This window comes from Streptomyces sp. UG1 (assembly GCF_049974585.1).
Taxonomy (GTDB): Bacteria; Actinomycetota; Actinomycetes; order Streptomycetales; family Streptomycetaceae; genus Streptomyces.
This window is the reverse complement of sequence record NZ_JBNGGG010000077.1, coordinates 1-20,912: the sequence shown is the minus strand read 5'-3', so window position 1 is coordinate 20,912 and position 20,912 is coordinate 1. Positions and strand designations below refer to the sequence as shown.

Below are 20,912 nucleotides of genomic sequence, written 5' to 3'. Positions count from 1 at the left end.
CCGCCGACCTCCGTGATCACGACGTCGACCTCGTCCGTCGCCATGCGGCGGATGCGATGCTTGATCTCGTTGGTGATGTGCGGGATGACCTGCACGGTGTCGCCCAGGTACTCGCCGCGCCGCTCCTTGGCGATCACCGTCGAGTACACCTGGCCGGTGGTGACGTTCGCGGAACCGTCCAGGTCACGGTCGAGGAACCGCTCGTAGTGGCCGATGTCCAGGTCGGTCTCGGCACCGTCGTTGGTGACGAACACCTCACCGTGCTGGAAGGGGTTCATCGTGCCAGGGTCGACATTGAGGTACGGGTCCAGCTTCTGCATCACGACGCGCAGACCCCGCGCCTTGAGCAGCATGCCGAGGCTGGAGGCCGTCAGGCCCTTGCCGAGCGAGGAGGCGACACCCCCGGTGACGAAGATGTGCTTGGTCGTCGTGGATTTTGGCATGGCCAAGAGGGGGCTCCCGTGGTCGCGATCTTGAAGTGCGGTTCGGGGGTCATCACGCCCACCGGTCCACGGGCTACCAGGGTATCAGCGACCGGAGGCGGCGGCTTCCGGCCACGCTCCGCACACGAGCAGGCACGGATCCGCATGCTCTGCCGCCTTCCCGCCCATCGCTCACCCTTTGCTCACCCGTTCGGCCGACCCGGGTTGCCCGGAGCGGCACACAGATCATCTACGTGCGTCGTATCCTGCTCGGACATTCGCTGCCGAGCCCGGCCGGCCAACACGGCACCACCCCCGCCCGTCACACCCGGAACAACGAGAGCTCGTCAGTTCGTTGAGCAGAGATTGTTGAGAACAGACTGGCGTTTTGCCTCACGGCGCAAACGACTGCTTTGCTTCATCGCTCAACGACGCATTACAACCACCCCTTGACCGCACTAGCGAGAGCCCCCTTGTTGCCAGAAGGGGGTGACGTGGCCGTTCGACTGGAGTTGCACGTGGCCGGGCGCATCGAAGACTACGCACTCATCGGAGACATGCAGACCGCCGCACTGGTCTGCCGGGACGGCACCGTGGACTGGCTGTGCCTGCCCCGCTTCGACTCGCATGCCATCTTCGCCGGCCTGCTGGGCACCGAGGAGCACGGCTTCTGGCGGCTCGGCCCCGCCCACTCCTCGGACGCCCCACCGCCCACCGCGGCCCGGCGCAGCTACCGCGGCGACTCCCTGATCCTGGAGTCCGAGTGGGACACGCCGCGCGGCACGGTCCGGGTGATCGACTTCATGCCCCCGCGTGACGGCGCGCCCCAGCTCATCCGCATCGTGGAGGGCGTCTCGGGCCGGGTGCCGATGCGCTCGGCCCTCAGGATGCGTTTCTCGTACGGCCGGGTCGTGCCGTGGGTGCACAAGCACGACGGGCGCACGGTCGCCGTCGCCGGCCCGGACTCGGTCTGGTACGACACCGAGCGCGAGACCTACGGCAAGTCGCTGACGACGTACTCCGACTTCACGGTGGCGCCCGGCGACCGCTACGCGTTCACCATCTCCTGGCAGCCCTCGCACAAGGAGCCGCCGCCGCTGCCGGAGCCGGAGGCCTCGCTGGAGGCGACGGAGGACTTCTGGCGGGAGTGGGTCGAGCACTGCACGTACCACGGCCCCTACCGCGAGGCGGTGATCCGCTCGCTGATCACGCTGAAGGCGCTGACGTACGCCCCGACGGGCGGCATCGTCGCCGCGCCCACCACCTCGCTGCCGGAGGAGATCGGCGGCGTCCGCAACTGGGACTACCGCTACACCTGGCTGCGCGACGCGGCGATCACCCTGTCCTCGCTGCTGCGCACCGGCTACCGCGAGGAGGCCCGCTCCTGGCGGGAGTGGCTGCTCAGGGCGGTCGCGGGCGACCCGGAGAACCTGCAGATCATGTACGGCATCGCCGGCGAGCGCGAGCTGGGCGAGGCCGAGCTGGACTGGCTGCCCGGCTACGAGAGCTCCGCGCCGGTCCGGGTCGGCAACGGCGCCGCGCACCAGCTCCAGCTCGACGTGTACGGCGAGGTCACCGAGGCCCTGCACCTGGCGCACATGACGGGCCTGGCCCGCAACGACTACGCCTCCCTGCTCCAGCTCAAGCTCATCCGCTACCTGGAGGACCACTGGCAGGAGCCGGACGAGGGCATCTGGGAGGTGCGCGGCCCGCGCCGGCACTTCGTGCACTCCAAGGTGATGGCCTGGGTCGCCGTCGACCGCACCATCAAGCTGATCGAGTCCGGTGACGCGGACGGCCCGCTGGAGCGCTGGAAGGAACTGCGCGACGAGATCCACCGGGACGTGTGCGAGAAGGGCTACGACAAGGAGCGCAACACCTTCACGCAGTCGTACGGCTCCAAGGAGCTTGACGCCTCGCTGCTGCTGATCCCGCAGATGGGCTTCCTGCCGCCGGACGACAAGCGCGTCATCGGCACCATCGAGGCGATCCAGCGCGAGCTGTCCACCTCGGACGGCTTCATCCTGCGCTACCCCACGGAGGGCGAGAGCGAGGGCGTCGACGGCCTTCCCGGCGACGAGGGCGCCTTCCTCGCCTGCTCGTTCTGGATGGCGGACGACCTGGCGATGATCGGCCGCGTCGACGAGGCCCGCAAGCTGTTCGAGAAGCTGCTGTCGCTGCGCAACGACCTCGGTCTGCTGGCCGAGGAGTGGGACCCGCGCCTGCAGCGCCAGGTCGGCAACTTCCCGCAGGCCTTCAGCCACGTGCCGCTGATCGACACCGCGCTGCGGCTGACGGCGTCGGGGGCGTACGGCGGCTGAACAGGACGGACGTGACGGGCCCGCCTAGCCTGGAAGGAAGCGATTGCCCCTTGTCGGAAGGGGGCTGCCATGGCTTCCCACTCCAAGGCGGGCGCGGCCCTCGCCGCGCTGCGCGAGGATCTCGCCGGTGATGTGTTCGCCCCCGGGGACGTCGGTTACGACGACGCCCGGGTGGTCTTCAACACCATGATCGACCGTCGTCCCGCGGTGATCGCCCAGTGCGTGGACGAGGACGACGTCGTACGGGCCGTGCGCTTCGGCCGCGAGCTGGACCTCAACATCGCGGTCCGTGGCGGCGGGCACAGCGTCGCGGGCATGGCGCTGAACGACAACGGTCTGGTCGTCGACCTGCGCCATATGCGCGCGGTCACGGTCCACCCCGCGGCCGAGGCGGTACGGATCGCGGGCGGTGCCACGATGAGCGACCTGGACCGCGCCACCCAGCCGTACGGCCTGGCCACCACCGGCGGCCGGGCCTCGACCACCGGCGTCGGCGGCTTCGTCCTGGGCGGCGGCACGGGCTGGCTGGACCGCTGGTGCGGGCTCGCCGTGGACAATCTGCTCGGCGTGGAGCTGGTCACCGCCGACGGCAGCCGCGTCCACGCGAACGCCGACGAGAACCCTGACCTGTTCTGGGCCCTGCACGGGGGCGGCGGCAACTTCGGCATCGCCACCGCGATCACGCTGAAGCTGCACGAGCTGCCCGAGTTCGCCGTCGCGCTGCTGCTGTACCGGCCGGAAGTCGGGCCCGACGCGGTGCGCACCTTCCGCGACGTGATCGAGTCCGGCCCCGACGAGGTGAGCGGCGGCGTCGTGCACATCACCGGCCCGCCCGAGGAGTTCGTACCGCCGTCTCTGGTCGGCACGCTTCTGTGCCTCGTGCTTCTGACGTACGCCGGTCCCGAACAGGACATGCGCAAGTACGCCGAACCCCTGCTGGCGCTGGAGCACAAGGCGGAGATCGTCGGCGCGATGCCGTATGCCGACGTGCAGTGCATGATCGACGACCCGCCCGGTATGCGGCACTACTGGTCGGCCGAGTACCTGACGGGCGCACCGGACGACTTCGTGGACACCTACTGCGCCGACGGGCGGTCCATGCCCGTGCCGACCGGCACCCAGCACGCCTTCCTCCCGCAGGGCGGCGCCATCGCCGCCGGCCCGCACGAGTACCCGGTGCCGTACCGGGACGCGCCCTGGGCGGTCCACCCCTACGGCATGTGGCAGGATCCGGCGGACGACGAGCGGTGCATCCAGTGGGTCCGCGATGTGCGCACCGACGTCCGGCCGTGGAGCACCGGCGCGGTCTATCTGAACTTCATCGGCGACGAGGGCGCGGAGCGTGTGGTGGCCGGTCTGGGCGCCGAGAACACGCGACGGCTCGCGGAACTCAAGCGCCGCTACGACCCGGACAACGTCTTCCGGTTCAACCACAACATCAGGCCGGCCTGAACGCGCTCAGCGTCCGCTCCCCGCCCGGGTCGCCCGCCGTCGCCGGGACGAGGGCGATCTCGTCGAGCCCGGCCTCGGCGTACTCCTCGGCACGCGCGCGTACGGCGTCCCGGTCGCCCACCAGCCCGACCACGCCGGCCGCCTCGGCGGGCAGCGCCCGGGACAGGGTGGCGGCGTCGGCTCCGGTACGCGCCGGCTCGACCGCCTCCCCGAACCCGGCCGCCTCGAACATGTCGCTGTAGCCGGGCACCGTGAGATACCCGGCGATGCTCCCCAGGACCTGCGCGAGCGAAGCGGGGTGGGGATCGACGGCGGCGGGCAGCCAGGCGGCCAGGGTGGGCGGCGCCGAACGGCCCACGCGCTCGACGGCCGCGTCGAGCTTGGCCCGCAGCATGCGGACCTGTTCCGGCGAGACGAGGTCAAGCAGCATCCGGTCGGCGTGCGCCGCCGCCGTGGCGATGGCCCGGTCCCCGAACGCCGCCACGGTGAGCGGGCCGCCGGGCGGCTGGAGGCGGCGCCGGAAGGTGCTGCCGGGGACCACCGGTTCGCCGGGCTTGCCGTGCAGGAAGCCGCGTACGGCCGCCGCCGACGCCTCCATCGCCGCCGCGGGCCGCACCCGCGGCACCCCGTGCACCCCCTCGACGACGCGCTTGCTGGACGTCCCCAGCGCCACCCCGACCGCCCGCCCGGTGACGGCCGCGACCGAGGCGGCGCCGCGCGCGATCCCGAACGGCTCGCGCACCGACACCGCCACCGGACCGGCCGTCAGCGCGACCCGCTCGGTGGCCCGCCCGATGGCCGCGGCCAGGACGAAGGAGTCCCACGTCGGCCCCTCCCCCGCCCACACCTCGCGATACCCGAGCCGATCGGCGACCGCCGCCACCCGCAGCGGCTCCTCGACCGCACTGTCGTCCTCCCGTGCCACCGCAACCACGCTGTAGTCCATGCCAGCGCCGCTACCCCGGACCCGCGCTCATGAACATCTTCGGAGATGTCGGGCGACCCCGCGCACGGGTAGCGTCCGGCCCATGGACAGCGGTACGAACAGCGGATTCGACACCCACGGCGCCGGGATCACCGTACGGCGGGCGCTGGAGCTGCCCGGTCTGCGCAGTGGGCTGCCCGAGGTCCTCGCGGGTGCCGACCAACTGGAGCGGACCGTGCGCTGGGTGCACGCGGGCGAGGTGCCCAACATCGCCTCCCTGCTCAAGGGCGGGGAGCTGCTGCTGACCACGGGCTACGGCCTCGGCAACCGTCCCGCCGACCAGCGCGCGTTCGTGCGCACCCTGGCCGAGCGCGGCATCGCGGCCCTGGTCGTCGAGCTCGGCACGCGCTTCACCCGGCTGCCCTCGGCGCTGGTCGACGCAGCGCGCACGGCCGGTCTCCCGCTCGTCCAGTTGCATCGCCAGGTCCCCTACGTGACCGTCACCGAGGAAATCCACACCGAGATCGTCAACGGCCACTACGCGCTGCTGCAGCGGGCGGAGGAGGTGCACCGCCGCTGCACCGAGGCCCTGCTCGGCGGCGGAGTGCCCCAGGTGCTCGGGATCCTGGCGGACTTCAGCGGCAACCCGGTCTTCCTGGAGGCGACCGACGGCCGGCTGCTGTACGCCGCCGGGGCCGGGCCCGAGGGCGCGGACCCGTTGCAGGTGTGGGAGGGGCTGCGAGGGCCGCACAGGGACGCGCCGCCGCCCGCGGGGTCGGTGCTGGTGGATGTGCCGGGCGGCGGCCAGGGAGCGCCGTCGGTCCGGGCCCGGCTCGCCCTGCTGCCGGTACGGGGCCCGCTCGCGCCCGTGCACCGGATCGCCGCCGAACGGGCCGCCGGCATCCTCGCCGTGGTGCTGATGCAGGCGCGCCAGGAGGAGGAGCTGGCGGCACGCGGCCGCGGGGACTTCCTGACCGACCTCGCGGAGGGCCGTGTCGCCGCCGAGGACGCCCCGGCACAGGCGCGCGTCCTGGGCTTCAAGCCGGGTGACAGCCCGCTGCTGCCGGTCGTGATGCGGCTCGGGGACGCGCCGGCCCCGGACGGCGGCTGGGCGGTGCTGGCGCGTGCGGTCGGTGAGGAGCTGGCCTGCGTGGGTGTTCCGGTCCTGCTGGGCGTACGGCCTGTCGAGGGGCGCGTCCCGCTGCTGGTGGGCCTGCGCGCGGAGGCGGACCGGCCGGCGGTCGCGGACCGGGTCGCCGCGGCGCTGCGGGCCGGCGTGGAGCGGGCCGGGGTCCAGCGGCCGGGGGCGCGGCCGCCGGTCGTGGTCGTCGGGGTCGCGGGCAACTGGGCGGCGGCCTCGGCGGGCCTCAGGCACGCGGCCGAGACGGCGACGGCGGCGCAGGGCCTGGCGGACCGCCCCTGGTACGACGCCCGCCGCCTGGACATCGACCTGCTGCTGTGGCGGCTGCGCGACCATCCCGACCTCGCGGCCTTCGTGGACCGCGCGATCGGCTCGCTGCGCGACCACGACGACCGCTCCCGGCCGCCCCTGCTGCCCACTCTGGAGACGTACTTGGCGCACGCGGGCCGCAAGGCGGAGACGGCCCGCGAGCTGCACCTCAACCGGCAGACGCTCTACAACCGCCTCGCCCGCATCGGCGAGTTGCTCGGCACCGACCTCGACGACCCGCAGACGGTACTGGCGTTGAGCCTGGCGCTGCGGGCGCGCAGGCATGTCGCCTAGGGCCCTTGTGATGAATCTCCGCGGCGTAGCGACGCCCGGCACGCACTCTCGGCCCACCGAACGCCGCTCCTTCTCCCACGGAGATCCATCACAAGGGCCCGCGGCCGGCTAGATCATGGGCCGCGGCTGCGTCAACTCGTCGTATACGCTCAGCACTTGGGCCACGGTCTCGTCCTCGGTCGGCCAGGTCGCCGCCTGCCGCACGCCCCGCTCCCGCAGGACGTCCTGGCGCTCGGGGTCGCCGAGCAGCCGTACGACGGCGTCGGCGAGGGCGTCCGGGTCGCCGTACGGGACGATTTCGGCGGCGTCGCCGAGGAGTTCCGGCAGGCCGCCGACGTCGGTGGCGACGAGCGGCACGCACGCCTGGAGGGCCTCCTGGGCGAGCAGGGACCGCGACTCCCAACTGCTGGGCAGCAGCGCGATGTCGGCGGCGGCGAGCAGCTCGGCGACGTCGTCGCGCCGCCCGATGAGCCGTACGGGCAGCTCCTCGGCCTCGATACGGCGCTGGAGGTCGGCCCGCAGCGACCCCTCCCCCGCGATCACCACCAGCGGCACGGGATCGAGCCGCCGCCACGCGCGCGAGGCGTCCAGCAGCACGTCGTACCCGCGATGCCGCTCCAGTGAGCCGACGGCCATGAGCAACGGCCGCCCGGTGGCGCCGAGTTCGGCGCGCACCTTGGGACGCAGCCGGTCGGGGTCGTCCCGCTCGACGGGGCGGCGCCGGCCGGGCAGCGCGACGGCGGCGAGCCGTGCGTCCCGGGCACCGGTTCTGCGGGCCCGGTCGACCAGGGCCGAGGTGGTGCCGAGGACGACGGAGGCGGCCTTGACGACCCGCCGCTCCAACAGCCGTACGAGATGGGCGCGGGCGCCCTCGGCGTGGGCCCGGTCGTGCCAGGTGACGACGAGCGGGGTGCGCCGCCCGCTCAGTGCCAGCACCGCGCGGAAGGAGGCGTGCAGCCCGTGCGCGTGCACCAGGTCGGCGTCGGCGCACACCGCCCGCAGCGCGGCCACGGAGGCGGGATCGCTGCTGCGCGGCACATGCACATGCTCGGCGCCGGCTCCGGTGAAGTCGTAGGTGCGATCGGCCTCGACAGGGGCGCACACGGTGACCCGCACGCCCCGCGCCACCAGCCCCGAGGCCAGCGAGCGCACATGCGCGCTACTGCCGGCGTTGCCGCCGCCCAGCACCTGCACGGTGCGCAGCGACGACTGGCCGTGCGGTGAGTGGCTGCTCACGGGGGTCACGTGGCCGGGGCTCCTGGTCGTGGGTGGGACGGTCACGAAGAACGTACAGAAGGATCGGGCGGAGGGGGTGTACCGCGCGGATCCCTACGCGTACGACGTGTTTACGCCAAGGATGCCAGGACGCACGGCCGTTCCGGGAACGCCGGGAGGGCAGGGGGCGGGCAACGCGGCGGCCACAGTCACCTGTACGAGTGAGCCGGGGTGGCGGTGGTGCACGAACACGCGCGCGTGGCGCACACGTCACCGACCCGCCGTGCGCGCGGCCTCGCTCACCTGGTCGCTCGTGCCGGGGATGTACACCGCCCCGCGCGCGGCGGCACTCACCTGCTCGCCGTACAGCGCCGCGGCCACAACCGCGGCAGCGTGCGCGACCAGTCCCGCACGCCCGTTCCCCGCGACGACAGCGGCGCCCAGGGCCGCGCCCAGCGCGTGCGCCCCGGTGTCGCCGATCATCGCCCGCTCCCCGAGGTCGTCGGGCAGTACGGCCGCGGCGGCCCCCATGGCGGTGGCGGCGACCTCGGCGCCGGGCCCTTGGCGCAGCAGCCCCGGCGCGCCGAGGGCGAGCACCGTCGCGGCGGCCCTGCCCGGCCGTACGTCGACGAGATTGACGAAGTGGGCGGCCCCGGCGATGACCACGCCCGCGAGCAGTTTGTCCAAGGTCCGCTCTTTCAGGAACGCCCCCGCGACGAGCCCGGCGGCCGTGATCCCGAACAACTTGACGGCCCCGCTGGTGACTTCTCCGTCGCGAAGGGCACGCAGATGCGCCCGGAACCCCCTGCGCGGATCACCGGTCCCGGCGACGTCGTCGTACGCCCCGCAGATCCCCGCGACGGCCACCGCGGCCCCGGCGGCGGGCGACACCCGCCCGGCCCCGACGGCCGCTGCCAGCGCCGAGGCGGGACCGGCGTACAACTCCACGTCCCGCCCGGCGTAGTTCTTCCGCTCCCAGCGGTCACGGCCGCCGGGGGCCTTGGCGCGCAGGGCTGCGACGGCGGCGCGGGTGAGGGCGGCGGAGAGGCCGAAGGAGGCGGCTCGCTCGATCATCCGCACACCCTACGGCCCCCGGGTTCGGGCCTACACGTCCGCCCGGGCCGTCTCCAGCAGCTCCTCCGCGTGTGCCCGGGCGGTCTCGGAGTCCTCCTGCCCGGCCAGCATCCGCGACAGCTCCCGGACCCGCTCCTCGCCCTCCAGGACCTTGACGCCGGACCGGGTGACCGACCCGTCGTTGGTCTTCTCGACGAGCAACTGCCGGTCGGCGAAGGCGGCCACCTGCGGCAGGTGGGTCACCACGACCACCTGCGCGGACTTGGCCAGCCGGGCGAGCCGCCGCCCGATCTCCACGGCCGCCTTGCCGCCGACGCCTGCGTCGACCTCGTCGAAGAGATACGTCGGCACGGGGTCGGTCCCGGCGAACACGACCTCGACGGCGAGCATCACGCGCGAGAGCTCACCGCCGGACGCGCCCTTGGCGATCGGCCGGGGCGGCGCTCCCGGGTGCGGGGCGAGCAGCAGCTCGACCTCGTCCACGCCCGAGGGCCCGTAGGCGACGGGGCGTCCGCCGACCTCCACGCCGTCCGGGTCCTCGGTCTGCCTCAGGGCGAAGGACACGCGCGCGTGCGGCATCGCCAGGGACGCCAGCTCCGCGGTCACGGCCGCCGCGAACCGTTCGGCGGCCTCGGTGCGCGCATCGGTCAGCGCCTGCGCCAGCCCGCCCAGCTCGGTCCGCAGCGCGTCCCGCTCGGCGGTCAGCTCCCCGATGCGGTCGTCGTCGCTGTCCAGCTCGGTCAGCCGTGCGCCGCCCTCCTCGGCCCAGGCGAGCACGGCGGCGATGTTCTCGCCGTACTTCCGCGTCAGCGCGTTCAGCGCCGCCCGCCGCTCCTCGACGGCCGCGAGCCGCAGCGGATCGGCGTCCAGGTCGTCGGCGTACCCCGCCAGCTCCCCGGCGACATCGCCGAGCAGGATCCCGATCTCTCCGATCCGGTCGGCGAGCGCGGACAGCGCCGGGTCGTGCGACCGTACGGCGTCCAGGGCCCGCTGCGCACCGGCGACGAGCGTGGCCGCGTCGATGCCCTCGGGGTCCTCGGGGTTGCCGGCGAGGGCGGCGTGGGCGGCCGTGGCGGCGGACGACAGCGCCTCCGCGTGCCCCAGTCGCTCGGCCTCCTCCGCGAGTTCCACGTCCTCCCCGGCGCGCGGCTCGACACCGGCGATCTCGTCGAGCCCGAACCGCAGCATGTCGGCTTCCTGGGCCCGCTCACGCGCACGCGTGACGATCTCGTCGAGCTCGGCCGAGACCGCCCGCAACCGCCGGTACGCCTCGCCGTACTTGGCGAGCGGCACGGCGACGGCGTCCCCGGCGTACCGGTCGAGCGCCTGCCGCTGCCGGGACAGCTTCAGCAGGCCCTGCTGATCGGTCTGCCCGTGCACGGCCACCAGTTCGTCGGCGAGCTCGGCCAGCATCCCCACGGGCACACTGCGCCCGCCGAGGTGCGCCCGGGACCGCCCTTCGGCGGAAACGGTACGGCTGATCAGCAGCGCCCCGTCGTCGAGCTCGGCCCCGGCCTCCTCGGCGCGCACGACGGCCGACGTGCCCTGGGGGACGCTGATCCGCCCCTCCACGACCGCCTTCTCGGCCCCGATCCGCACGAGCGCGGGGTCCGCACGCCCACCGAGCAACAGCCCCAGGCTGGTGACCACCATGGTCTTGCCCGCGCCCGTCTCACCCGTGACCGCGGTGAATCCGGGCGACAGCTCGACGACCGCGTCGTCGATGACTCCGAGCGACCGTATCCGCATCTCCTCCAACACGGACACGACCTTACGAGGTGGAGCCACCCAAGTGCGAGGCACCCTGTCACCCACGCGAGTGCAACGCCCCAAAGGGGCGCGGGGAACTGCACGACCAGCCACGAACCACCCGCAGCCGCCGTAAGTCCCCCACCGCCCCCTACAAACCGCTAATGAGGCGCCCCCCGCCACCCGGAAACCGGCAACGCAAACTTCGCCACAAGCCGATCCGTAAACGAAGCGTGATGCAGTCGAGCGAGCCGCACCGGCACAGCCCCCCGCCGAACCTCAACCCGCGCCCCCGGCGGCAACTCAACAGTCCGCCGCCCGTCACACCACAAAACCCCCGGCGGGATATGCGGCAGAACCTCCACGGCAAGCACCGAATCCGGCGAAGTGACCAGCGGCTTCGCGAACAGCGCGTGCGCACTGATCGGCACCATCAGCAACGCCTCGACCTCGGGCCACACCACAGGCCCACCGGCAGAGAACGCGTACGCGGTCGACCCGGTGGGAGTGGACAGCACAATGCCGTCGCACCCGAACCCCGTCACCGGCCGCCCGTCGATCTCCAGCACGACCTCGAGGAGCTTCTCGGCCCCGGCCTTCTGCACGGCCGCCTCGTTCAGCGCCCAGTCCGTGTGCACGATGTCGCCGTTCTGATGCACGACGACATCGACGGTCATCCGCTCCTCGACCTCGTACGCCTTGGTCACGACCCGGTCGACAACCTTGTCGAGATCGTCCCGCTCGGCCTCCGCGAGGAACCCGACCCGCCCGAGGTTCACGCCCAGCATCGGCACCCCGGACGCCCGGGCGAACTCGGCGCCCCGCAGCAGCGTGCCGTCGCCGCCCAGCACGATGAGCAGCTCACACCCGTCGAGGCACTGCGGCGTCGCCTCCTTGACGAGTTCCACCTCGTCCGGCAGCGGCAGGTCCGCGGCCTCCGCCTGAAGCACCCGCACGCCGATCCCCGACCGCAGCAGTCCCTTGACCACCAGCTCGGCGCTGCGAATCGCCGCCGGCCGCCCCGTGTGGGCGAGGAGAAAAACAGTACGAGCTCGGTTCTGCATCAACGCGGCCCCTCCGCCACTGCACGGTCAACGTCGGCCGGGTCCAGGGCGGGCGCCCCGGCACACAGCCACAGAAAGTACTCGACATTCCCGGAGGGTCCGGGCAACGGACTCGCCGTGACCCCCTTCACTCCGAGCCCGAGTTCCCACGCCTTCTCGGCGACACCGCGCACGGCCTCCGCCCGCAGCTGCGGACTCCGTACGACTCCCCCACTGCCCAGCCGTTCCTTCCCCACCTCGAACTGCGGCTTGACCATCATCACCAGATCGGCGTCCGGCTTCGCGCACCGCACCAGGGCGGGCAGCACCAGTCCGAGCGGGATGAACGACAGATCCCCCACGACAAGATCCACTGGTTCCCCATCGATCGCTTCGAGCGTCAACTCGCGTACGTTCGTACGGTCCTTGACGGTGACGCGTTCATCGCTTCGGAGAGTCCAGGCGAGTTGTCCGTATCCGACGTCGACGGCGACGACATGCGCGGCCCCCGACCGCAGCAGCACATCGGTGAAACCCCCGGTCGACGCGCCGGCGTCGAGCGCCCGCCGCCCTCGCACCGCGAGCCCCCGAGGCACGAAGACCTCCAGCGCGCCCGCGAGCTTGTGCCCGCCCCGCGAGACGTACTCGGGGTCGCTGTCGTCGGCCGCGACGACGATCGCCGCCGCGGTCTCCACCTGCGTGGCGGACTTGGTCGCGACGGTCTTGCCGACGGTGACCCGCCCGGCGGCGATGAGCTGCCCGGCGTGCTCACGCGAGCGCGCGAGCTTCCGGCGGACCAGCTCCGCGTCCAGACGGCGGCGTGCGACTCCTGCCACGTTCGGTTCAGCTCCTGTGTTGTCCGTACGACAGTGCGGGACCCGGAGGTCCCGGGCGGGCGTCGAGCGCGGTGAGCGCGTCGCGCAGCCCCCGATGTACATCCTCGTACACCTCGAGGTGCCCGTCGGTGGCGAGGTGGTCGGTGTCCCCGAGCCGCTCGAGCTGGGCGTCGACCTCGGCGTTGCCGGTGGGGGTGCGAGGGACGTTCAGCGGGGCGGGGGCGGCCGGGTCGTACTCGGGTTCGACCGCTTCGCCCCCGTGCTCGTCCGCTGCCTCCGCCACCGGGATCTCCGTCTGCGGAACCGTGTCGCTCATGCCCAGACGCTACCCCGAACCGCTGGGGTACCGTCGATCTCGATGGCCACGATCGAGGAGTGCCGCGCCGCACTCGAAAAGCTCTCGGACAGCATGCAGCACGCCGAAGGGGACGTCCGCACGGCCGCTGCCCTGGACCGCTCGGTGAGCTGCCACATCACCGACCTGGACGTCACGTTCGCCGGCCGCATGGCGGGCGGCCGGATCCGGGTCCATGACACGCTCCAGGGCCCGCCCCGCGAGAAGGCCCAGATCAGACTGAGCATGACCGGCGACGACCTGGTCGCCCTGGTCGACGGCGAGCTGCACTTCGCCAAGGCCTGGGGCTCGGGCCGGGTGAAGCTGCACGCGGGCGTGCGCGACCTGCTGCTGCTCAGGAAGCTTCTGTAGCGCTCAGGAAACTTCTGCAGCCGCGACCTTCTCGACCTCTTTGCGCGCCTTCCGCGCGGCCGGCACCACCAGGGGCGTCCCGGTCTCCGGGTCGTCGATGACCTGGCAGCGCAGCCCGAAGACCTCCTCGACCAGGTCGGCCGTGACGATGTCGTTGGGCGCGCCCTCGGCGATGACGGCACCACCGCGCAGGGCGATGAGGTGGGTGGCGTAGCGGGCGGCGTGGTTGAGGTCGTGCAGCACCGCGACCAGCGTGCGCCCCTGCTCCTCGTGCAGCTCGGCGCACAGGTCGAGGACGTCGATCTGGTGCTGGATGTCGAGGTAGGTCGTGGGCTCGTCGAGCAGCAGCAGCGGCGTCTGCTGGGCGAGCGCCATGGCGATCCACACGCGCTGCCGCTGACCACCCGACAATTCGTCGACATAGCGATCCGCGAGCTCGGCGACCCCGGTCTGCTCCATCGACTCCTGGACGACCCGCTCGTCCTCGGTCGACCACTGGCGCAGGATCCCCTGGTGCGGATACCGGCCGCGGCCCACCAGGTCGGCGACGGTGATCCCGTCCGGTGCGATCGACGACTGCGGCAGCAGCCCCAGCGTGCGCGCGACCTTCTTCGCCGGCATCGACTGGATGACCTGCCCGTCCAGCAGGACCCGGCCCTGGCTGGGCTTGAGCATCCGGGACAGCGCCCGCAGCAGCGTGGACTTGCCGCACGCGTTCGGGCCGACGATCACGGTGAAGGAGTTGTCGGGTATCTCCACCGACAGTTGCTCGGCGATGACCCGCTGGTCGTAGGCGAGGGTGACGTGGTCGGCGGACAGGCGGTTCACGGTGCTCCTTCGGTTGTTCGGCCCACTGCTGTTCTTGTCGGTGCCGCCGGCGCTCATATCCGGCCCGCCCTGCGCTCGGTGACCAGCAGCCAGAGCAGGTACACGCCGCCGAGCACGCCCGTGACCACGCCGACGGGCATCTGGTCGGCGCCGAAGACCCGCTGGGAGGTCCAGTCGGCGGTGACCAGGAGGGCGGCGCCCATGCACAGGGAGGGCAGCAGGTTGGGCCCGGGTGAGCGGGTCAGGCGCCGGGCGAGCTGCGGGGCGGTGAGCGCCACGAAGCTGACCGGGCCGGCGGCCGCGGTGGCGGCGGCGGTGAGCAGCACGGCGGACAGCATCAGCAGCAGCCGTACGCGTTCGACACGCACCCCGAGGGCGTAGGAGACGTCGTCACCCATCTCCATCATCCGCAGCGCTCGGGCGTTGCCGAGGACGAGCGGTACGAGGACGGCGCACAGCGCGAGCAGCGGCCAGACCTGGGCCCAGTCACGGCCGCTGAGGGAGCCGGTCATCCACACGACCGCGCGGGCGGCGTCGACCAGGTCGGCCTTGGTCAGCAGATAGCCATTGACCGCCGTCATGATCGCGGACATGCCGATACCGACCAGGACCAGTCGATAACCGTGCACGCCCCGCTTCCAGGCGAGCAGATAGATGGCGAGACCGGTCCCGAGTCCGCCGAGCAGCGCGCCGACGGTGACCTGGCCGGCGTCCCCGGAGAACAGCACGATCACCACGAGCGCCCCGGCGGTGGCGCCCTGCCCGAGGCCGAGGATGTCCGGGCTGCCCAGCGGGTTGCGCGACAGCGCCTGGAACAGCGCGCCGCCGAGACCGAGCGAGGCCCCGACCAGGAGCCCCACCAGCACCCGCGGCAGCCGCAGTTCGTTGACGATGAACTCCTGCCCGGCGTCGCCGTCCCCGAACAGCGTCTTCAGCACGTCGCCGGCGCCGATCGGGAAGTCGCCGGTGCCGATCAGCACGACGCTCGCGGCGAGCGCGGCGAGCAGCAGCAGCACGACGACGGTCAGCGCCCGCACGTCCAGGCGGACGGAGAGCCCGCCCGGGGTCCGCACGGCACGGTTGGCTCGGGGGGCGCGGGGGGCGCGGGTGCTCTTCGCCGCGCTCCGCACGGGGGTGTCCGCTTCGCTCTTCACTGCGGTCCTCACAGTTGGGCCGTCCTCCGCCGTCGTACGAGAAAGATGAAGACCGGTCCACCGAGGATCGCGGTGACGATGCCGACCTGGAGCTCGGAGGGCCGGGCGACGAGCCGGCCCAGGACATCGGCGCCGAGCAGCAGCACGGGCGACAGGACGGCCGCGTACGGCAGGATCCAGCGCAGGTCGGGGCCGGTGAAGGAGCGCACGACGTGCGGCACCATCAGGCCGACGAACACGATCGGCCCGCACGCGGCGGTCGCGGCGCCGCACAGCACGGTGGCGGCGAGCATCGACAGCACCCGGGTGCGGTTGAGGTTGGCGCCGAGGGCCTTGGCGATGTCGTCGCCCATCTCCATGGCGTTCAGCGGCCGGGCGAGGGCGAGCGCGAGGACCATGCCGACGACGAGGAACGGCAGCACCTGTTTGATGGTCGCGTCCGTCGCCGAGGTCAGCGAACCGACCGTCCAGAAGCGCATCCTGTTCAGCGCCGCGTCGTTCGAGATCATCACGGCCTGGAGATAGCCGTAGAGCGCGGCGCTGATCGCCGTACCGGCCAGCGCGAGCCGGACCGGTGTGGCGCCGCGGCTGCCGCCGAGGAACCAGACCATCGCCCCGACCGCGGCGGCGCCGAGGAAGGCGAACCAGACATAGCCGCTGAGGCTGGTGACGCCGAAGAAGGTGATGGCGGTGACGACCGCGGCGGACGCGCCCGCGTTGATGCCGAGCAGCCCGGGATCGGCGAGCGGGTTGCGGGTGAGGGCCTGGAGCACGGCTCCGGCGAGACCGAGGGCGGCGCCGGCGAGCAGTCCGAGGACGGTGCGCGAGATCCGGTCGTCGACCACGACGTCGCCGTAGGTCCCGGAACTCTGGAACAACCCGTGCCAGACCTCTCCGAACGAGAGCTGTTTCGCCCCGATCGCGATGCTCGCCAACACGACGACCAGCAGGATCAGGACAGAGACGAGCAGCCCAACGGCACGTATCGCCCGTCGGGTTGGGGGCGCGGACTCGGACTCCGCGCGCTGTTCGGGAGGACTGTCGACCAACACGCAGTTAGGTTAGCCTACCCTCCCATTCAGCCACGATCCCGCTGCGCGCCCTCCCTCACTCCACCGCCGTGCGACGACTCACAACCCCAGCCGCGCCAACGCCTTCCCCGCGTCCAGCCTGCACGAGCCGTCCCCGGCCGCCGTCCAGGCCGCCGCGCACAGCGCCCGCAGCCCGTCCAAGGCCTCGCCCTCACCGTCGAGTTCCAGCCGCTCCCCCTTCGCCGCCGCTGTCCAGCCACCGCACCGGAAGCCGTCCCCGTCCCCGGCGACCTCCGGCTGCCCGGTGAGCAGCCCCCGCAGATCGGCGTCGACATACGTCGGCCGGTGCTGCGGCGGCGCGGACAGAAGCTGGGCGCCGTCGGTGACCCCGGTCAGCACGAGCAGCGAGTCGACGTCCCCGTTGAACGCGCCCTCGATGTCCGTGTCCAGCCGGTCCCCGACCACCAGCGGCCGCTCGGCGCCGGTCCGCAGGATCGTCTCCCGGTGCATGGGGGGCAGCGGCTTGCCCGCCACCTGCGGCTCGGCACCGGTGGCTATCCGCACCACCTCCACCGCCGCGCCGTTGCCCGGCCCGATCCCGCGCGCGCCCGGGATCGTCAGGTCGGTGTTGGACGCGTACCAGGGCACCCCGCGCGCGATGGCGTAACAGGCCTCCGCGAACCGTCCCCACGGCAGCTCGGGCCCGCCGTACCCCTGCACGACCGCCGCCGGATCGTCGTCGGCCGACTCCACCGGCTCCAGCCCCCGCTCCCGCAGCGCGACCCGCAGCCCCTCCCCGCCGATCACCAGCACCCGGGAGCCCGCCGGTATCTGCTCACTGATCAGCCGCGCGACCGCCTGCGCCGACGTGATCACGTCATCCGCGCCCGTGGGTATCCCCAGCGCCGTCAGATGCGCGGCCACGACGTCCGGCGTCCGCAGGGCGTTGTTCGTGACATAGGCGAGATGCATCCCGCCCGCACGCGCCGCCGCCAGCGAATCGACGGCATGCCCGATCGCGTACCCGCCCGCGTACACCACACCGTCGAGGTCGAGCAGCGCCGTGTCGTACGCCTCGCTCAGGGCCTGCCCACTTCCCGCGGGCCTCGTCCTGACGCTCTGGCTCATTCCGCATCGCTCCTCGTTCGACGGCTTTCCCCCGATCATCCCCCATGCCACCGACACCCGTACGATGCCGGGATGAACTCAGCAGGTCACCCGGAAGCAGCGGCGCGCCGAGGCCTCGAACTCACTCCGTTCAGAGGACTTCGTTACGACCCCGACCGGGTCGGCAGCCTGGCGGCCGTGACGTCACCGCCGTACGACGTAGTGGTCCGCCCCGACGGCCTGCTCCATCTCGAGTCGGCCGACCCGCACAACATCGTCCGCCTGATCCTCCCCCAGGCCGCCACCCCCGACGCCCGCAACGAACAGGCGGCGAAGACCCTGCGCCGCTGGCTGTCCGACGGCGTACTGACCGCCGACCCCGAGCCCTGCCTCTACGTCTACGAGCAGCGCGACGGCGAGGGCATGCTGCAGCGCGGCGTCATCGGCGCCCTACGCGTCTCCGAGCCGTCGGAGGGCCTGGTCCTGCCGCACGAGGACGTCATGCCGCACGTGGTCGCCGACCGGGCGGCCCTGATGCGCGCCACCTCCGCGAACCTCGAGCCCCTGCTCCTGACGTACCGCGGCAACGGCTCGGCGGCCGACACGACCGCGGTGATCGAGCACACGATCGAACGCCCACCCCTCCTCTCGACCACCACGGAGGACGGTTTCAGCCACCGCCTGTGGTCGATCACCGACCCCGCCGACCTGGCCCGCGTCCAGTCCGACCTGACCCGCCACCAGGCCCTGATCGCCGACGGCCACCACCGCTGGGCGACCTATCTCCGGCTACGCGCGGAGCACGCCTCCCCCAGCCCCTGGGACTACGGCCTGGTCCTCCTGGTCGACACGGCCCGCTACCCCCTGCGCGTCCGCGCGATCCACCGTCTCCTGCACGACCTGCCGGTACCGGACGCCCTGGCCGCCCTCGACGGCCTCTTCCGCGTACGCCGCCTCGAAGTCCCGCTGGCCGAGGCCCTGGAGTCACTCGCCGACGCGGCCTGCTCGGGCAACGCCTACCTCCTCGCCGGCGACGGCGCCTTCCACCTCGTCGACCAGCCGGACGAGTCCCTCCTCACCCGCACCGTCCCCGCGGACCAACCGGCCGCCTGGCGCACCCTGGACGCGACCGTCCTGCACGCCACGCTCCTCGCCCACGTCTGGCACATCCCCGAGGACGACCCGGCCCGCATCGCCTACATCCACGACACGGCCGCCACCGTCACCAAGGCCGAACGCGACCGCGGTACGGCCGTCCTGATGCACCCCGTCCGCGAGGACGTCGTACGCGACCTGGCCCGCCAGGGCGTCACCATGCCCCGCAAGTCGACGTCGTTCGGCCCGAAGCCGGCCTCCGGCCTGGTGTTGCGCGCACTGGACCTCTAGACCGTAGAACGCCGAAGGGGCGGGACCCCACACCCGGGATCCCGCCCCTCACATCACGCGCCGCTCACTCCTTGTCGCCGCCGTCGGAGTCGCCGTCGGCGTCGGCGTCGGCGTCGGCGTCGGCGTCGGCGTCGGCGTCGGCCGGAGCCTGCTCGCCGGCGCCGGCATCGGCATCGGCGCCACCCTCGTTCTCATCAAGAGCGTCGACGAACTCGACACCGTCCAGCTCCGCGAGCCGGTCGGAGGCATCCGTGCTGCCGTCCTTGTCGGCCTCGACGGCCTTCGCGAACCACTCCCGCGCCTCACCCTGCCGCCCGGCGGCGAGCAGCGCGTCCGCGTACGCGTACCGCAGCCGCGCGGTCCACGGCTGTACGGCGTTGGAGGCGAGCTCGGGGCTCTGCAGCGTCACGATCGCCGCGTCGAGCTGCCCCATGTCACGCCGGGCGCCGGCCGCGACGAGCCGCATCTCCACCTGCCCCGCCTTGTCGAGCTTGTGCACCTCGGGCGCCCCGGCCATGTCCAGCGCCTTCTCCGGCCGCCCGAGCCCACGCTCACAGTCGGCCATCAGCGGCCACAGCTCCACACCACCGGTCATCCGCCGCGCAGCCCGGAACTCGGCCAGCGCCTCCGCGTACTTCTGGTTGGCGTAGGCGGCGAACCCGGCCGCCTCGCGTACGGCCGCGACCCGCGACGCCAGCCGCAGCGCCACCTTGGAGTAGCCGTAGGCGCCCTCGGGGTCCTCGTCGATGAGCCGCGCGACCATCACCAGGTTCTTGGCGACATCCTCCGCGAGCGTCTTCGGCAGGCTCTGCAGCTCCTGCCGTACGTCCTTGTCGATCTCGTCGCCCGTGACATCCTCGGGGATCGGCAGCCGCTTGATCGGCTCGCGGTCCCCACGGTCCCGGTCCCAATCCCGCTCATCACGGAACCGGCCACCACCGCGCCGGTCATCTCGGCGGTCGTCGCGCCCACGGAACCCTCCGGGACGTCCACCGCGATCGTCCCGACGGGGTCCACGACCGCCACGGTCGTCCCGCCCGCGGAACCCGCCGCGATCGCCCCGGCTGTCGTCACGCCGGAACCCACCACGGTCGCCACGCTCACCGCGGTCGTGATCGCGGCGATCATCGCGCCGGTCGTCCCGCCTGAACCCACGGTCCCGGTCACCCCGCTCACCGCGGTCATCACGCCGGAAGCCACGGTCGCGGTCACGGTCATCCCGACGGAAGCCGCCACGGTCGCCGTCGCGCCGGTCGTCACGGCGGTCATCGCGCCGGTCGTCCCTGCGGAACCCACGGTCCCGGTCATCGCCACGACGGTCGTCGCGTCGGCCGTAGCCACCGCGATGGTCGTCACGCCGGCCATACCCGCCACGGTCGTCGTCCCGACGCTCTCCCCGGTCGTCGCGTCGGTGGGACGGACGGTCGCCGTCACGCCGGAAGCCACGCTCACGATCCCGGTCGTCGCGACGCGGCCCACCCGGCCGGTCGTCCCTACGGAACGAGGGACGGGGCCCACGGTCGCCGTCACGGCGGTCATCACGCCGGTCATCACGCCGATCATCGCGCCGGCCATACCCGCCGCGGCTGTCGTCACGCCGGAACCGCCCCCGGTCACCACCACGGCCGCTGTCACGCCGGTCGTTGTCCCGCCGGAAACCGCCACGATCCCCTCGGTAACCGCCGCGGTCACCACTGTCCCGTCGCCGCTGGTCGCGCTCCGGTCGGTCGTCGGGAGAGTTGGTGGACATCGGTGACTCCTGTCTTCGGTACCGCAAGCATTGTAAAAACGAAAGGACCCCTGGCCCCAGCTGAACGCTGGTGACCAGGGGTCCCCCCAAAGATTGTTCGGCGGCGTCCTACTCTCCCACAGGGTCCCCCCTGCAGTACCATCGGCGCTGTAAGGCTTAGCTTCCGGGT

At 72.6% G+C, this 20,912-nt stretch carries 18 protein-coding genes, 1 rRNA gene and 1 pseudogene; 6 read left to right on the top strand and 14 right to left on the bottom strand.

Annotation, left to right across the window (positions count from 1 at the left end; all coding sequences use genetic code 11):
• Positions 1-443: pseudogene (locus ACP4J3_RS48430) on the bottom strand (CTP synthase); the annotation flags it as partial.
• Positions 444-940: 497 nt separating this feature from the next.
• Here ACP4J3_RS48430 and ACP4J3_RS48425 point away from each other — a divergent pair.
• Both ACP4J3_RS48425 and ACP4J3_RS48420 read left to right on the top strand, forming a co-directional pair.
• Complete coding sequence (locus tag ACP4J3_RS48425; RefSeq protein ID WP_426544262.1) at positions 941-2,743, top strand: glycoside hydrolase family 15 protein; 1,803 nt, start codon at positions 941-943, stop codon at positions 2,741-2,743.
• Positions 2,744-2,812: 69 nt separating this feature from the next.
• Positions 2,813-4,195, top strand: coding sequence for an FAD-binding oxidoreductase (locus tag ACP4J3_RS48420; protein ID WP_426544254.1), 1,383 nt, complete (start codon positions 2,813-2,815; stop codon positions 4,193-4,195).
• Here ACP4J3_RS48420 and ACP4J3_RS48415 read toward each other — a convergent pair.
• A complete protein-coding gene (locus tag ACP4J3_RS48415) occupies positions 4,182-5,141 on the bottom strand; it encodes an LLM class F420-dependent oxidoreductase (protein WP_426544252.1) in 960 nt (319 codons plus the stop codon). The two genes, ACP4J3_RS48420 and ACP4J3_RS48415, sit on opposite strands and share 14 nt — an antisense overlap.
• An 82-nt stretch (positions 5,142-5,223) precedes the next feature.
• Here ACP4J3_RS48415 and ACP4J3_RS48410 point away from each other — a divergent pair, with 82 nt between their 5' ends.
• A complete protein-coding gene (locus tag ACP4J3_RS48410) occupies positions 5,224-6,864 on the top strand; it encodes a PucR family transcriptional regulator (protein ID WP_426544250.1) in 1,641 nt (546 codons plus the stop codon).
• Positions 6,865-6,972: 108 nt separating this feature from the next.
• Here ACP4J3_RS48410 and ACP4J3_RS48405 read toward each other — a convergent pair whose 3' ends face one another.
• The 6 genes from ACP4J3_RS48405 to ACP4J3_RS48380 all read right to left on the bottom strand — a co-directional run bounded on the left by ACP4J3_RS48405 (position 6,973) and on the right by ACP4J3_RS48380 (position 13,097).
• Positions 6,973-8,109: a glycosyltransferase family 4 protein gene (locus ACP4J3_RS48405; protein ID WP_426544248.1), complete on the bottom strand. Its 1,137-nt coding sequence runs from the start codon at positions 8,107-8,109 to the stop codon at positions 6,973-6,975.
• Between the two features lie 240 nt (positions 8,110-8,349).
• Complete coding sequence (locus ACP4J3_RS48400) at positions 8,350-9,153, bottom strand: hypothetical protein (RefSeq protein WP_426544246.1); 804 nt, start codon at positions 9,151-9,153, stop codon at positions 8,350-8,352.
• A gap of 30 nt (positions 9,154-9,183) precedes the next feature.
• Positions 9,184-10,902 carry a DNA repair protein RecN gene (recN, locus tag ACP4J3_RS48395; RefSeq protein ID WP_426544260.1) on the bottom strand — a complete coding sequence of 573 codons (1,719 nt, stop codon included), beginning with the start codon at positions 10,900-10,902 and terminating at the stop codon, positions 9,184-9,186.
• A 161-nt stretch (positions 10,903-11,063) separates the two neighbouring features.
• Positions 11,064-11,969 (bottom strand): NAD kinase, encoded by a 906-nt coding sequence (locus tag ACP4J3_RS48390; protein ID WP_426544244.1) that lies wholly within the window; start codon positions 11,967-11,969, stop codon positions 11,064-11,066.
• The gene (locus ACP4J3_RS48385) at positions 11,966-12,781 is read right to left on the bottom strand and encodes a TlyA family RNA methyltransferase (protein ID WP_426544242.1); all 816 of its coding nucleotides are present in this window, start codon (positions 12,779-12,781) and stop codon (positions 11,966-11,968) included. The genes ACP4J3_RS48390 and ACP4J3_RS48385 overlap by 4 nt, the downstream gene beginning before the upstream one ends.
• 7 nt (positions 12,782-12,788) lie before the next feature.
• On the bottom strand, positions 12,789-13,097 hold the full coding sequence (locus ACP4J3_RS48380; RefSeq protein ID WP_426544240.1) for a hypothetical protein: 309 nt from the start codon (positions 13,095-13,097) through the stop codon (positions 12,789-12,791).
• Between the two features lie 42 nt (positions 13,098-13,139).
• Between ACP4J3_RS48380 and ACP4J3_RS48375 the strand changes: the two genes are divergently transcribed.
• Positions 13,140-13,487, top strand: a complete 348-nt coding sequence (locus ACP4J3_RS48375) for a sterol-binding protein (RefSeq protein WP_426544238.1) — start codon at positions 13,140-13,142, stop codon at positions 13,485-13,487.
• A gap of 3 nt (positions 13,488-13,490) precedes the next feature.
• On the opposite strand, the gene ACP4J3_RS48370 is transcribed toward ACP4J3_RS48375, so the two are convergent.
• The 4 genes from ACP4J3_RS48370 to ACP4J3_RS48355 form a co-directional block, all read right to left on the bottom strand.
• Positions 13,491-14,372 carry an ABC transporter ATP-binding protein gene (locus ACP4J3_RS48370; RefSeq protein ID WP_426544236.1) on the bottom strand — a complete coding sequence of 294 codons (882 nt, stop codon included), beginning with the start codon at positions 14,370-14,372 and terminating at the stop codon, positions 13,491-13,493.
• Complete coding sequence (locus tag ACP4J3_RS48365; protein ID WP_426544258.1) at positions 14,369-15,445, bottom strand: FecCD family ABC transporter permease; 1,077 nt, start codon at positions 15,443-15,445, stop codon at positions 14,369-14,371. Before ACP4J3_RS48365 ends, ACP4J3_RS48370 begins: the two co-directional genes overlap by 4 nt.
• A 32-nt stretch (positions 15,446-15,477) precedes the next feature.
• Positions 15,478-16,521, bottom strand: a complete 1,044-nt coding sequence (locus tag ACP4J3_RS48360; RefSeq protein WP_426544234.1) for a FecCD family ABC transporter permease — start codon at positions 16,519-16,521, stop codon at positions 15,478-15,480.
• Between the two features lie 78 nt (positions 16,522-16,599).
• Positions 16,600-17,628 carry an HAD hydrolase-like protein gene (locus tag ACP4J3_RS48355; protein WP_426544232.1) on the bottom strand — a complete coding sequence of 343 codons (1,029 nt, stop codon included), beginning with the start codon at positions 17,626-17,628 and terminating at the stop codon, positions 16,600-16,602.
• A 72-nt stretch (positions 17,629-17,700) separates the two neighbouring features.
• Between ACP4J3_RS48355 and ACP4J3_RS48350 the strand changes: the two genes are divergently transcribed.
• On the top strand, positions 17,701-18,993 hold the full coding sequence (locus ACP4J3_RS48350) for a DUF1015 domain-containing protein (protein WP_426544230.1): 1,293 nt from the start codon (positions 17,701-17,703) through the stop codon (positions 18,991-18,993).
• A gap of 64 nt (positions 18,994-19,057) precedes the next feature.
• On the opposite strand, the gene ACP4J3_RS48345 is transcribed toward ACP4J3_RS48350, so the two are convergent.
• Positions 19,058-19,864, bottom strand: a complete 807-nt coding sequence (locus ACP4J3_RS48345; protein WP_426544256.1) for a hypothetical protein — start codon at positions 19,862-19,864, stop codon at positions 19,058-19,060.
• 240 nt (positions 19,865-20,104) lie between these two features.
• On the opposite strand from ACP4J3_RS48345, the gene ACP4J3_RS48340 reads away from it, so the two are divergent.
• Positions 20,105-20,749: a hypothetical protein gene (locus ACP4J3_RS48340; RefSeq protein WP_426544264.1), complete on the top strand. Its 645-nt coding sequence runs from the start codon at positions 20,105-20,107 to the stop codon at positions 20,747-20,749.
• 89 nt (positions 20,750-20,838) lie between these two features.
• On the opposite strand, the gene rrf is transcribed toward ACP4J3_RS48340, so the two are convergent.
• A 5S ribosomal RNA gene (gene rrf, locus ACP4J3_RS48335) occupies positions 20,839-20,912 on the bottom strand; the annotation flags it as partial.